At 73.1% G+C, this 13,227-nt stretch carries 13 protein-coding genes; 10 read left to right on the top strand and 3 right to left on the bottom strand.

Annotation, left to right across the window (positions count from 1 at the left end; genetic code table 11):
* Positions 1–7: 7 nt before the first annotated feature.
* Complete coding sequence (locus ACZ3ZE_RS03795; RefSeq protein ID WP_363291185.1) at positions 8–820, bottom strand: DUF3097 domain-containing protein; 813 nt, start codon at positions 818–820, stop codon at positions 8–10.
* Between the two features lie 89 nt (positions 821–909).
* Positions 910–1,632, bottom strand: a complete 723-nt coding sequence (locus ACZ3ZE_RS03790; RefSeq protein ID WP_363291186.1) for an MBL fold metallo-hydrolase — start codon at positions 1,630–1,632, stop codon at positions 910–912.
* Between the two features lie 156 nt (positions 1,633–1,788).
* On the opposite strand from ACZ3ZE_RS03790, the gene hrcA reads away from it, so the two are divergent.
* From hrcA to ACZ3ZE_RS03755, 7 genes are all read left to right on the top strand, one after another.
* Positions 1,789–2,808: a heat-inducible transcriptional repressor HrcA gene (hrcA, locus tag ACZ3ZE_RS03785; protein ID WP_361163251.1), complete on the top strand. Its 1,020-nt coding sequence runs from the start codon at positions 1,789–1,791 to the stop codon at positions 2,806–2,808.
* Entirely contained in the window at positions 2,809–3,945 is a 1,137-nt protein-coding gene (dnaJ, locus tag ACZ3ZE_RS03780) for a molecular chaperone DnaJ (RefSeq protein ID WP_361163253.1), read from the top strand.
* 249 nt (positions 3,946–4,194) lie between these two features.
* The gene (locus ACZ3ZE_RS03775; protein ID WP_361163255.1) at positions 4,195–5,274 is read left to right on the top strand and encodes a nitronate monooxygenase; all 1,080 of its coding nucleotides are present in this window, start codon (positions 4,195–4,197) and stop codon (positions 5,272–5,274) included.
* Positions 5,271–6,014: a 16S rRNA (uracil(1498)-N(3))-methyltransferase gene (locus ACZ3ZE_RS03770; protein WP_361163257.1), complete on the top strand. Its 744-nt coding sequence runs from the start codon at positions 5,271–5,273 to the stop codon at positions 6,012–6,014. Before ACZ3ZE_RS03775 ends, ACZ3ZE_RS03770 begins: the two co-directional genes overlap by 4 nt.
* Positions 6,015–6,207: 193 nt before the next feature.
* A complete protein-coding gene (locus tag ACZ3ZE_RS03765; RefSeq protein ID WP_361163259.1) occupies positions 6,208–6,567 on the top strand; it encodes a histidine triad nucleotide-binding protein in 360 nt (119 codons plus the stop codon).
* A gap of 14 nt (positions 6,568–6,581) precedes the next feature.
* Positions 6,582–7,484, top strand: a complete 903-nt coding sequence (locus tag ACZ3ZE_RS03760; protein WP_361623970.1) for a ribonuclease Z — start codon at positions 6,582–6,584, stop codon at positions 7,482–7,484.
* A gap of 76 nt (positions 7,485–7,560) precedes the next feature.
* The gene (locus tag ACZ3ZE_RS03755; protein WP_361163263.1) at positions 7,561–8,565 is read left to right on the top strand and encodes an adenosine deaminase; all 1,005 of its coding nucleotides are present in this window, start codon (positions 7,561–7,563) and stop codon (positions 8,563–8,565) included.
* A gap of 143 nt (positions 8,566–8,708) precedes the next feature.
* Here ACZ3ZE_RS03755 and ACZ3ZE_RS03750 read toward each other — a convergent pair whose 3' ends face one another.
* The gene (locus tag ACZ3ZE_RS03750) at positions 8,709–9,989 is read right to left on the bottom strand and encodes an MFS transporter (protein ID WP_442303813.1); all 1,281 of its coding nucleotides are present in this window, start codon (positions 9,987–9,989) and stop codon (positions 8,709–8,711) included.
* Positions 9,990–10,259: 270 nt separating this feature from the next.
* On the opposite strand from ACZ3ZE_RS03750, the gene ACZ3ZE_RS03745 reads away from it, so the two are divergent.
* From ACZ3ZE_RS03745 to ybeY, 3 genes are all read left to right on the top strand, one after another.
* Positions 10,260–11,375 carry a carbohydrate kinase family protein gene (locus ACZ3ZE_RS03745; protein ID WP_361163267.1) on the top strand — a complete coding sequence of 372 codons (1,116 nt, stop codon included), beginning with the start codon at positions 10,260–10,262 and terminating at the stop codon, positions 11,373–11,375.
* Between the two features lie 249 nt (positions 11,376–11,624).
* Positions 11,625–12,710, top strand: coding sequence for a PhoH family protein (locus ACZ3ZE_RS03740; protein WP_361163269.1), 1,086 nt, complete (start codon positions 11,625–11,627; stop codon positions 12,708–12,710).
* A 12-nt stretch (positions 12,711–12,722) separates the two neighbouring features.
* Positions 12,723–13,220, top strand: a complete 498-nt coding sequence (ybeY, locus tag ACZ3ZE_RS03735) for an rRNA maturation RNase YbeY (protein WP_361163271.1) — start codon at positions 12,723–12,725, stop codon at positions 13,218–13,220.
* The last annotated feature ends 7 nt before the right edge of the window (positions 13,221–13,227 follow it).

Genomic DNA, 13,227 nt, shown 5'->3' with positions numbered 1-13,227 from the left:
GCCGTCCTCAGCCGCCCTCAGGTGCCGTCACGTGGTCGATCAGGTGTTCCACGGCGCCCAGGAGTTCCGGCTCCAGGTCCTTGTACGAGGTCACCTTCGACAGGATGTGCTGCCAGGCCGCGCCCGTGTTCTCCGGCCAGCGCAGGGCGCGGCACACGCCGGTCTTCCAGTCCTGGCCGCGGGGGACCGAGGGCCAGGCCGGGATGCCCACGGAAGAGGGCTTCACGGCCTCCCAGACGTCGATGTACGGGTGTCCGACGATCAGGACGTCCGGGGACGAGACCTGGGCGGCGATGCGGGACTCCTTGGAGCCCGGCACCAGGTGGTCGACGAGGACGCCGAGGCGGGCGTCGGGGGCCGGGGCGAACTCGGCGACGACGGCCGGCAGGTCGTCGATGCCCTCCAGGTACTCGACGACGACGCCCTCGATGCGCAGGTCGTCGCCCCAGACGCGTTCCACCAGCTCGGCGTCGTGGCGGCCCTCCACGTAGATCCGGCCGGCCCGGGCGACCCGCGCCCGGGCGCCCGGGACGGCGATCGAACCGGAGGCCGTCCGGGTGGGGCGGGCCGGGGCCGCGCGGGAGGGGCGGACCAGGGTGACGACCCGGCCCTCCAGGAGGAAGCCGCGCGGCTCCATCGGGAAGACCCGGTGCTTGCCGAAGCGGTCCTCCAGCGTCACCGTGTCCGCCTCGCAGCGGATCACGGCCCCGCAGAAGCCGGTCGCGACCTCCTCCACGACGAGATCGTGGTCCGCCGGGACCTCGGGGACGGGCGCCGAGCGCTTCCAGGGGGGAGTCAGATCCGGGTTGTAACTGCGCATGGGCTCGATTCTGCCCTGGGCGGGCCCCGTCCGCGGTGAGCGGGCGAGGGAGCGTCAGGTCCCGTGCCGAGGGCGCGCGTTCGGTGCCGCTACGCCACCCCGAAGCGCCGCGCCAGCTCCCCGCGCTGGCGGCGTACGAAGGCGGCGTCCACCACCGCCCCGTGGCCCGGTACGTACACCGCGTCCTCGCCGCCCAGGGACAGCAGCCGGTCCAGCGCCGCCGGCCAGCGTCCGGGGATCGCGTCCGGGCCCGCCTGCGGTTCGCCGGACTCCTCGACCAGGTCGCCGCAGAAGACGACCTCCGGCGCACCCGGCACGAACAGGGCCAGGTCGTGGCCGCTGTGGCCGGGGCCGACGTTGGCGAGCAGGACCTGGCGGCCGCCCAGGTCCAGGGTCCACTCGCCCGAGACCGTGTGGCGGGGCGCGACCAGGACCTCGGCCGCCTCGGCCGCGACCCGGGCGTCCACCCCCTGCAGTACCGCGTCCGTGCACAGCGCCTCCCGCTCGCGCGGCAGCAGCGTGTCCATGCCGATCGCCCCGAAGACCTCCGCCCCGGAGAACACCGCCGTGCCCAGGACGTGGTCGAAGTGCGGATGGCTGAGTGCGATATGCGTCACCCGGCGGCAGCCCGTCAGCGCCTCCACCTGGGTGCGCAGCTCGGCGCCCTGCGCGAGGGTCGCCCCCGTGTCGTACAACAGCACCGCGTCCCGCCCGATGACCAGGCCCACCGTGGCGTCCCAGCCCGGCAGCCGGCGCCTGCCGACACCCTCCGCGAGGCGCTCCCAGCCGTACTCTTCCCATTCCACGTCCATACGGCGACGCTAGCCGCTGTGACCCCGCCGACCCCGCCTCCTTGCCAGGAGCGATGTCCGCCGCCGTACACTGGCCGGGGGATTCCTGGCACTCGGGCAGGGCGAGTGCCAAAAAGGGAAGAACCGGAACCGGATCGACAGCTGGAGGTGTGCGCGGTGCTCAGCGAACGCAGACTCGAGGTGCTGCGCGCCATCGTCCAGGACTACGTCGGGACGGAGGAGCCGGTCGGCTCCAAGGCGCTGACCGAGCGCCACAAGCTGGGTGTGTCGCCCGCCACCGTGCGCAACGACATGGCGGTGCTGGAGGAGGAGGGCTTCATCGCCCAGCCTCACACCAGCGCCGGGCGCATCCCCACCGACAAGGGCTACCGCCTCTTCGTGGACCGGCTGGCCGGCGTCAAGCCGCTGTCGACCCCCGAGCGGCGGGCGATCCACAACTTCCTCGACGGAGCCGTCGACCTCGACGACGTCGTCGGCCGCACGGTACGGCTGCTCGCGCAGCTCACCCGGCAGGTCGCCGTCGTGCAGTACCCCTCGCTGACCCGTTCGACGGTCCGGCACGTGGAACTGCTGTCGCTGGCCCCCGCCCGGCTCATGCTGGTGCTCATCACCGACACCGGCCGGGTCGAGCAGCGGGTCATCGACTGCCCGGCGCCCTTCGGCGAGACCTCCCTGGCCGACCTGCGGGCCCGGCTCAACAGCCGGGTCGTCGGCCGCCGGTTCGCGGACGTGCCGCAGCTGGTGCAGGACCTCCCCGAGTCCTTCGAGGAGATCGAGGACCGCGGCACCGTCACGACGGTGCTCGCGACCCTCCTCGAAACGCTCGTGGAGGAGCAGGAGGAGCGGCTCATGATCGGCGGCACCGCCAATCTGACCCGCTTCGGACATGACTTCCCCCTGACGATCAGGCCCGTCCTGGAAGCCCTCGAGGAGCAGGTCGTGCTCCTCAAGCTGCTCGGCGAGGCCAAGGAATCGGGCATGACCGTACGCATCGGGCACGAGATCGCCCACGAGGGGCTGACGTCCACGTCGGTCGTCTCGGTCGGCTACGGTTCCGGCGGCGAGGCAGTCGCCAAACTCGGCGTGGTCGGACCGACCCGCATGGATTACCCCGGAACGATGGGAGCGGTACGCGCAGTGGCACGTTACGTCGGACAGATCCTGGCGGAGTCGTAAGTGGCCACCGACTACTACGCCGTACTCGGCGTACGCCGCGACGCGTCGGCAGACGAGATCAAGAAGGCCTTCCGCCGACTCGCCCGCGAGCTTCACCCGGACGTGAACCCGGACCCGAAGACCCAGGAGCGGTTCAAGGAGATCAACGCCGCTTACGAGGTGCTGTCGGACCCGCAGAAGAAGCAGGTCTACGACCTCGGCGGCGACCCGCTCTCCGCCTCCGGCGGCGGTGGCGCCGGCGGCTTCGGCGCGGGCGGCTTCGGGAACTTCTCGGACATCATGGACGCCTTCTTCGGTACGGCGTCCCAGCGCGGCCCGCGCTCGCGCACCCGGCGCGGCCAGGACGCGATGATCCGCCTGGAGATCACCCTCGACGAGGCGGCCTTCGGCACCACGAAGGACATCCAGGTCGACACGGCCGTCGTCTGCACCACCTGCTCCGGCGAGGGCGCCGCGCCCGGCACCTCCGCGCAGACCTGTGACATGTGTCGCGGCCGCGGTGAGGTCTCCCAGGTCACCCGGTCCTTCCTCGGCCAGGTCATGACCTCCCGCCCCTGCCCGCAGTGCCAGGGCTTCGGCACCGTCGTCCCGACCCCGTGCCCCGAGTGCGCGGGCGACGGCAGGGTCCGGTCCCGTCGCACGCTCACGGTCAAGATCCCGGCCGGTGTCGACAACGGCACCCGGATCCAGCTGGCCGGCGAGGGCGAGGTCGGCCCCGGCGGCGGCCCCGCCGGCGACCTGTACGTCGAGATCCACGAGACCCCGCACGACACGTTCCAGCGGCGCGGCGACGACCTGCACTGCACGGTCACCATCCCGATGACGGCCGCCTCGCTGGGTACGAAGGTGCACCTCCAGACCCTGGACGGCCTTGAGGAGGTCGACATCCGCCCGGGCACCCAGTCCGGCCAGTCGATCCCGCTGCACGGCCGAGGCGTCACGCACCTGCGCGGCAACGGCCGGGGCGACCTGATCGTCCACGTCGAGGTGCAGACCCCGTCCAAGCTGGACCCGGAGCAGGAGCGCCTCCTCCGCGAGCTGGCCAAGCTGCGCGGCGAGGAGCGCCCGACGGGGCAGTTCCAGCCGGGGCAGCAGGGGCTGTTCTCGCGGCTGAAGGACGCGTTCAACGGGCGGTAGGCGCTCGGCTGGGGGTCCGGGGGTCGTCCCCCGGGTCAGCACAGTCAGCCGGGGCAGCAGGGGCTGTTCTCGCGGCTGAAGGACGCGTTCAACGGGCGCTGAGTCGCGTATGGCATATGCCCAGGGGCGGTTCCGCAATGTGCGGGGCCGCCCCTTCGCGTACCCCTCCCGAAGCCCCTCCCGAAGCCCCTCCCGAAGCCGCTCCCGTACGGATTCGGCCGGGCCGTCCCGGCATGGCACGATGCCTGCATGTCCACCGCGCTGAACGATCTCTCTCGTCATCCGATCGTGCAGGCCCCCATGGCGGGTGGCGCCTCTTCCCCCGAGCTCGTCGGTGCCGTGTGCGAGGCGGGGGCCCTCGGGTTCCTGGCCGGCGGATACAAGACCGCGGGCGGGCTCTACCAGGAGGTCAAACGGGTCCGCGGACTCACCGGACAGCCCTTCGGGGTCAACCTCTTCATGCCGCAGAGCGGCCAGCCCGCCGACCCCGCCGCCGTCGAGGTCTACCGGCACCAGCTCGCCGGGGAGGCCGGCTGGTACGAGACGGAACTCGGGGACCCCGACCAGGGCCGCGACGACGGGTACGAGTCCAAGCTGGCGATCCTCCTCGACGACCCGGTCCCGGTCGTCTCCTTCACCTTCGGCTGCCCCGACCGCGACGCGCTCGACGCCTTCGCCCGGGTCGGTACGTTCACGATCGTCACCGTCACCTCCGTCGAGGAGGCCCGCACCGCCGAGCGCGCCGGGGCCGCCGCCCTGTGCGTGCAGGGCACCGAGGCGGGCGGGCACCAGGGCACCCACCGGGACGACCCGGCCGACGGGCCGTCCGCCGGCAGCGGCGGCGGGCTGCTCGCGCTGCTCACCGAGGTACGCGAGAGCGTCCGGCTGCCGATCGTCGCCACCGGCGGCATCATGCGCGGCCGCCAGATCGCCGCCGTCCTCGCCGCCGGCGCCGACGCGGCCCAGCTCGGCACCGCGTTCCTGGTCTGCCCCGAGTCCGGCGCCGACCCGCTGCACAAGCGGGCCCTGACCGACCCGCTGTTCACCCGCACCGAGCTCACCCGGGCCTTCTCGGGCCGCCCGGCCCGCGGCCTGGTCAACCGGTTCATGCGCGAACACGGGCCGTACGCCCCCGCCGCCTACCCCGAGGTCCACCACCTCACCGCCCCGCTGCGCAAGGCCGCCGCGACCGCCGGCGACCCGCAGGGCATGGCCCTGTGGGCCGGGCAGGGCCACCGCCTGGCCCGGGACCTCCCGGCCGGCCGGCTCGTCGAGGTCCTCGCCGAAGAACTCCACACCGCCCTCGCAAGCTCCAGGAGCGCATCGTGACCGCACCCGTCTTCGTCGTCGACACCGTTCCCCCGGTGGGCGGCTACCTCCTCGACGGGCCCGAGGGCCGCCACGCGGTGTCCGTGAAGCGGCTGCGCGCGGGCGAGGAGCTGGTGCTGACCGACGGGAACGGCGCCTGGGCCGCGTGCGTGGTCGCCGCCGCCGAGGGCAAGGACCAGCTGACCGTCGAGGTCACCGCCGTCCACGAGGACCCGGCGCCCGCGCCCCGTATCACCGTCGTCCAGGCCCTGCCCAAGGGCGACCGCGGCGAACTGGCCGTCGAGACCATGACGGAAACCGGCGTGGACGCGATCGTGCCGTGGGCCGCGTCCCGCTGCATCACCCAGTGGAAGGGCGAGCGCGGTCTGAAGGCGCTCGCCAAGTGGCGGGCGACGGCCCGCGAGGCCGGCAAGCAGTCCCGCCGCACCCGCTTCCCCGAGGTCGCCGACGCGATGACCGGCAAGCAGGTCGCCGCCCTCCTCGCGACCGCCGACTTCGCGGCCGTGCTCCACGAGGACCGCGACCACCCGAGCGGGGCGCTCGCCACCGCCGAACTCCCCGAGCACGGCGAGATCGTGCTCGTCGTCGGACCCGAAGGGGGCGTCTCCCCGGAGGAGTTGGCGCTCTTCGAGGAGGCCGGCGCGAAGCCGTACCGCCTCGGGCACAGCGTGCTGCGCACCTCCACGGCGGGCACGGCGGCGGGGGCGCTCGTGCTCGGGCGGACCGGGCGCTGGTCCTAGGCCGGGTCCGGGCACGGCCTGGACGGGCCCGGCTACGGCCCTGCCAGGCCCGGGGAGGACCGACCGCCTGTTCCCTGTCCCGCCCGGCTGGCCCCTCCCCGTCCCGGCCCGGCCGACCGTTCCCCGTCCCGCCCCGCCGGGGGCCCGATAGCATGCGCGTGTACTGATCAACGGAGTCGAGGAGGACCGGGCCATGGCCGGAGAGCCGCAGAGCGACTGCCTGTTCTGCAAGATCGTGGCAGGGGAGGTTCCGGCGACGCTCGTGCGCGAGACGGAGACGACCGTCGCGTTCCGCGACATCAACCCGCAGGCGCCCACGCACATCCTGGTCATCCCGCGCCTGCACTACCCCGACGCCGCCTCCCTCGCCGCCGCCGCGCCGACCGTCGCCGCCGACGTGCTGCGCGAGGCCGGTGAGGTCGCCGCGGAGGAGAAGATCGACGGACACGGTTTCCGGATCGTGTTCAACACCGGCGCCGGCGCCGGGCAGACCGTCTTCCACGCCCACGCGCACGTCCTCGGCGGCCGCGGCCTCAACTGGCCCCCCGGATAGGACCGGACGTCACCGTGTCCGTACGTGAACTGGTCGTCCTCGGCACCGCGAGCCAGGTGCCGACCCGGCACCGCAACCACAACGGCTATCTGCTGCGCTGGGACGGCCAGGGCATCCTCTTCGATCCCGGCGAGGGCACCCAGCGGCAGATGCTCAGGGCCGGGGTCGCGGCGCACGACCTCAACCGGATCTGCGTCACGCACTTCCACGGCGACCACTCGCTCGGCCTGGCCGGGGTGATCCAGCGGATCAACCTCGACCAGGTCCCGCACCCGGTCACCGCGCACTACCCGGCGAGCGGGCAGCGTTTCTTCGAACGGCTGCGGTACGCCACGGCCTACCGCGAGACCGTGCGGCTGACCGAGGCGCCGGTCGACGCCGACGGGCCGCTCGCCGTCACCGACGCGTACACGCTCGACGCCCGCCTCCTCTCCCACCCCGTGGAGTCCTACGGCTACCGGCTCACCGAGCCCGACGGGCGCCGCATCCTGCCGGAGCGGCTCGCCGCGCACGGCATCAAGGGCCCCGACGTCGGCCGGATCCAGCGCGAGGGCGTCCTCGACGGGGTGACCCTCGACGAGGTGAGCGAGGTCCGGCGCGGCCAGCGGTTCGCCTTCGTCATGGACACCCGGCTGTGCGACGGCGTGTACGCGCTCGCCGACGGCGCCGACATGCTCGTCATCGAGTCGACCTTCCTCGACGAGGACATCCGGCTCGCCACCGACCACGGCCACCTGACGGCCGGCCAGGCCGCCGCGGTCGCCCGGGACGCGGGCGTGCGCCATCTCGTCCTGACCCACTTCTCGCAGCGGTACTCCGATCCCGCGGAGTTCGAGCGGCAGGCGCGGGCGGCCGGGTTCGAGGGCGAGCTGAACGTCGCCCAGGACCTCATGAGGATCCCCGTACCCAAGAGATAGGCGACGACGCCCGCCGGGCCACGCCCCGGACTGGCGCCGCCGCACCCCCCGGACACTCCAGGAAAGCACCAGCACCATGCCCGTACCCAAGGCCGAACTGCACCTCCACATCGAGGGCACCCTCGAACCCGAACTGGCCTTCGCGCTCGCCGCGCGCAACGGCGTCACCCTGCCGTACGCCGACACCGAGGCCCTGCGCGAGGCGTACCGCTTCAGCGACCTGCAGTCCTTCCTGGACCTGTACTACGGCCTCATGGGCGTCCTGCGCACCGCCGACGACTTCACCGAACTCGCCGACGCATACCTCGCGCGGGCCGCCGAACAGGGCGTGCGGCACGCCGAGATCTTCTTCGACCCGCAGGCGCACACCGCCCGCGGGCTCCCGTTCGGCGTGGTCGTCGACGGGCTCGGCGTCGCCCTCGACCGAGCGGAGGAGCGGTACGGGATCTCCACCCGGCTCATCATGTGCTTCCTGCGCGACGAGTCGGCCGAGTCGGCGATGGCGACCCTCGAGGCCGCGAAGCCGTACCTCCACCGGATCACCGGCGTCGGCCTCGACTCCGCGGAGGTCGGCCACCCGCCGGCCAAGTTCCGCGAGGTGTACGAGGAGGCCGCCCGGCTCGGACTGCGCCGGGTCGCGCACGCCGGCGAGGAAGGCCCCGCCGCGTACATCCGCGAAGCCCTCGACGTCCTCGGCGTCGAACGGATCGACCACGGCCTGCGCTGCCTGGAAGACCCGTCGCTCGTCGAGCGGCTCGCCCGCGAGCGGGTGCCGCTGACGCTCTGCCCGCTGTCCAACGTACGACTGCGGACGATCGACACCATCGAGGACCACCCGCTGCGGACCATGCTGGCGGCGGGGCTCATGGCGACGGTCAACTCCGACGACCCCGCGTACTTCGGGGGCTACGCGGGCGACAACTTCGACGCGGTGCGGGATGCGCTGGGGCTGGGGGAGGAGGAGCTGCGGACCTTGGCGCGGAACTCGTTCCTGGCGGCGTTTCTTGAGGACGCGGAGGGGTTGCGGGGGCGGTACCTGGCGGAGGTCGAGGCGTATCGGTTCGGGGGTGGCGGGGCGTAGTCGCTGCGCTGGGCGGGGCGGGGCGGCTCGGTGGGCGGGGGCGCCTGCGGCGGGCCATTCCCCACCCCGCCCCTTCCCGAACCGGGGCTCCGCCCCGGACCCCGCGCCTCAAACGCCGGCGGGGCTGGATCGTGCCCAGTTCCTCAAACGCCGGCGGGGCTGGAGCGGGTGCTCAGAGGGGATGGGCTGGGTGGGGACTGGGGGTCCCACCCAGCCCGCCCGGCGTTTGAGGGCACAGCCGCAGGCCGTCCGGGGGGCTGGGGGCTTGCCCCCGGTTCGGGAAGGGGCGGGGCGGGGGGACGGGGTGTCGTTCGGTGGGCCACCGCTGTCATCGGGGCCGCCACCAGCAGGAGCAGGGCGCACAGGGTCAGGCCCATGCCCTGGTAGCCGGCTGCCGATGCCAGGGTGCTGCCCGTGACCGGGCCGCAGGCCACTCCCAGGGAGGAGGCCGAGCCGACCAGGACGGCCCAGCGGCCGCGCGGGTCCAGGGAGGCGGCCAGGCCCAGGAGGTAGGACAGGACGACCGGGTAGACCGCGTTCCACAGGATCTCGCCGGTCGCGAAGGAGTACGGGCCTTCGGCGGACGAGCTGAGCAGGACGCAGAGGGCGATGAGGAGTGTGCCGGCGCCGATGGGGGTCACGCGGCCGAGGCGGCGGCCCAGGGCTCCGGCGGCGGTGACGCCGGCGAGTCCGGCGCCCAGGGCGGCGGCGAAGACCAGGCCGAGGGTGACCTCGGAGAGGCCCGCCTGGGTGAGGCCGATGCGGCCGCTGACGCCCCACAGCGCGTTCTGGGCCATGGACCAGCACAGGATCGAGCCCGCCAGGACGGCTCCCGCGCGGCGGTGGGGGAGGGGGGTGAGGTGGGGGCGGGGAGTGTGGGGGGTCGGGGGCGTGGTGGGGAGGTGGGTGGTCGTCGGGTAGGTCAGGAGGGCCGTCGCCGCTATCGCCGCGAACGGCAGGGCGTGGCCGCCGCCGAGGTGCGGCAGGCTCAGGTAGAGGACGCCCGCCGTCGCGGAGACGCTGAGGAGGCCCAGGGTGGCCGCGCGGTGGGGGTCGGGGCGGCCGGCGATGCCCGCTGCGGCGACGGCGGTGGCGGTGCCGGAGCCGAAGCCGCCGAGGACCGCGCCCGCCACGACCGGCGGCGGTGTGCCGCTCGCGGCGGCCGTCCCGTAGCCGAGGGCCATGGCGAGCAGTCCGAGGCGGGCGGCCCGGCGGGGGCCGAGCCGTTCGACGCGGGACGCGAGGACGAAGCCGGCGCAGGCCGAGCCGAGCAGCAGGATCGAGCCGACCAGTCCGGCTTGGGCGGTACTGAGGGCGAGTCCGGCGGACAGCCTGCCGACGACGGTCGGCAGCAGGTACGGGGCGAGGTAACCGGCCGTGAAAAGGGCGACGAGGGCCCCCAGGGCACGCGGGCGCGCGGGCATGGGCGTTCCAGGGACTGAACAGGGAAATGAGATGACGCCCGGTGATCCACACGGTCGCGGCACCATGTGTATCAAGCATCCGAGTGGGCGGAGAAGGCGTTATCCCCCGATTGGATCTGTGATACGGGTCACGATCGGTTTGGGATGGGGTTCTGTGGGTATCAAGCGACGACCTCGTTGCGTCACCCCTGTCCCGCCACCCCCTTCGGGCACACTGTCCGGATCAGCACCAGGGTGCCGATCCGCCGCACCACGACCGGGGAGCCTGCCGTGACCGAACGCGACACCGACGTCGACCCGCTGGTCCGGCTGCGCGAGCCGACCGATCCCGACTGCGACGTCTTCCTCACCGGCACGGTCTTCCTCGACATCATCTTCACGGGCCTCGACAGCGCCCCCGTGCGCGGTACGGAGTCCTGGGCCCGGGGGATGGGATCCAGTCCGGGCGGGGTCGCCAACATGGCGACCGCGCTGGCCCGGCTGGGGCTGCGCACCTCGCTCGCCGCCGCCTTCGGCGACGACCACTACGGCGAGTACTGCTGGGACGCCCTGGCGCAGGGCGAGGGCATCGACCTCTCGCTGTCGCGGACCGTGCCCGGCTGGCATTCGCCCGTCACCGTCTCCATGGCGTACGAGGGCGAGCGGACCATGGTGTCCCACGGGCACGCCGCCCCGCCGTTCGACGGCTCCCTGCCGGCGTATCCGTCGCACGCCTATCCGCCGCACGCCCGCGCCGCCGTCGCCTCCCTGGTGCCGGGCCGCAGCGAGGAGTGGGTGGCCAGGGCCGCCCGCGGCGGTGCCAAGGTCTTCGCCGACGTCGGCTGGGACGACACCGGCCGGTGGGACCTGGCCGGTCTCGGCGACCTGGAGCACTGCGAGGCCTTCCTGCCCAACGCGGCCGAGGCGATGCGCTACACCCGCACCGAATGCCCGCGCGCCGCCGCCCGCGCCCTCGCCGACAAGGTGCGGTACGCCGTCGTCACGCTCGGCTCCGAAGGGGCCTACGCCGTGGACGGGGCCACCGGCGAGACCGCCGAGGTGCCCGCGATCCAGGTGGCCGCCCTCGACCCGACCGGCGCCGGGGACGTCTTCGTCGCCGGTTTCGTCACCGGCACCCTCGCCGGCTGGCCGCTCGCCGACCGGCTCGCCTTCGCGGGGCTGACCGCCGCGCTGTCCGTGCAGGAGTTCGGCGGCTCGCTCTCCGCGCCCACCTGGGGCGAGATCGCCGCCTGGTGGCAGACGGTCCAGGGCCACGAGGGCCAGGACCCGGAGGCGCTGCGCAGCCGCTACGCCTTCCTGGAGCGGCTGCTGCCGGTCCCGGACCGCACCTGGCCGCTGCGCCGGGCGGTCCCCACCATCGGCTTCCGCTCGGCGCCCGCCCCCTGAGCGGCGGCCCGGAGCGCCCGCCGGGGCGCCGCCCCCTGGGTGCTCCCGCCGCCGGCCCGCCGCCCGCCGGCACACCGCCCCGTAGGCGCTCCGCCCGTCGGCCCGCCGCCGCCCCGCGGGCGCCCCCGGCCCGCCTCCCGTAAACCGCTTCTGGGATGTCCGTACCGAGTCGTAGGCTTGGTATCCGAGAGGTTGTCGAGCAGCGAGAACCCTGCAACGGGAGGTATGTGCAGGCCCCAGTGCCGGCCCATGACTCAGACACCCACAGCCCAGGACGGAGCCTCCCTCGACGGGACGCCCGCACAGGCCCGCGCGCTCTTCACCGTCCCCGCCAAGCACCCCATGGTGACCATTCTCGGATCCGGTGACAGCCTGCTGCGCGTGATCGAGAACTCGTTCCCCGACGCGGACATCCACGTCCGGGGCAACCAGGTCACCGCGGTCGGAGACGCCGCGGAAGTCGCGCTGATCCAGCGCCTGTTCGACGAGATGATGCTGGTGCTCCGCACCGGTCAGCCGATGACGGAGGACGCAGTGGAACGCTCGATCGCCATGCTCAGGGCGAGCGAGAACGGTGAGGGGGAGGGCGGCCAGGAGACCCCGGCCGAGGTGCTCACGCAGAACATCCTCTCCAGCCGCGGTCGCACGATCCGCCCCAAGACCCTCAACCAGAAGCGCTATGTCGACGCCATCGACAAGCACACCATCGTCTTCGGCATCGGCCCCGCCGGTACCGGAAAGACCTATCTGGCCATGGCCAAGGCGGTCCAGGCCCTGCAGTCCAAGCAGGTCACCCGGATCATCCTGACCCGGCCGGCGGTCGAGGCGGGCGAGCGGCTCGGGTTCCTGCCCGGCACGCTCTACGAGAAGATCGACCCGTATCTGCGGCCGCTCTACGACGCGCTGCACGACATGCTCGACCCCGACTCGATCCCGAAGCTGATGGCGAACGGGACGATCGAGGTCGCGCCGCTGGCGTACATGCGGGGCCGGACGCTCAACGACGCGTTCATCATCCTCGACGAGGCGCAGAACACGAGCCCCGAGCAGATGAAGATGTTCCTCACCCGCCTCGGCTTCGACTCGAAGATCGTCATCACGGGTGACATCACCCAGGTCGACCTGCCGGGCGGCACGAAGAGCGGTCTGAGGCAGGTCCGGGACATCCTGGAGGGCGTCCCCGACGTGCACTTCTCGACGCTCACGTCGCAGGATGTCGTACGGCACAAGCTGGTCGGCCGTATCGTCGACGCGTACGAGCAGTACGACATCCGCAACGAGGGCCGCAACGAGGGCCGTGGCGCCAGCCGCGGCGGCGGCCGCAACGGGAAGTAGAAACAGCAGCACATGTCGATCGACGTCAACAACGAGTCCGGAACCGAGGTCGACGAGCAGGCGATCCTCGACATCGCCCGCTACGCGCTCGCCCGTATGCGCATCCACCCGCTCTCCGAGCTCTCGGTGATCGTCGTGGACGCCGCCGCGATGGAGCAGCTCCACATCCAGTGGATGGACCTCCCGGGCCCGACGGACGTCATGTCCTTCCCGATGGACGAGCTCCGTCCGCCGGCGAAGGACGACGAGGAGCCCCCGCAGGGGCTCCTCGGCGACATCGTGCTCTGCCCGGAGGTCGCCACCCAGCAGGGCAAGGACGCCCCGACCGAGCACTCCATGGACGAGGAGCTCCAGCTCCTCACCGTCCACGGGGTGCTGCACCTGCTCGGCTACGACCACGAGGAGCCGGACGAGAAGGCCGAGATGTTCGGTCTGCAGGCCGCCATCGTGGACGGCTGGCGCGCGGAGAAGGGCCTGACCGGCCCGTCCCCGGCCCCCACCGTCTCCTGAGCGGGCG

It is taken from the genome of Streptomyces sp. NPDC023157, assembly GCF_055560575.1.
The sequence above is the reverse complement of the archived record's forward strand: the minus strand, read 5'-3'. Positions and strand labels throughout refer to the sequence as shown.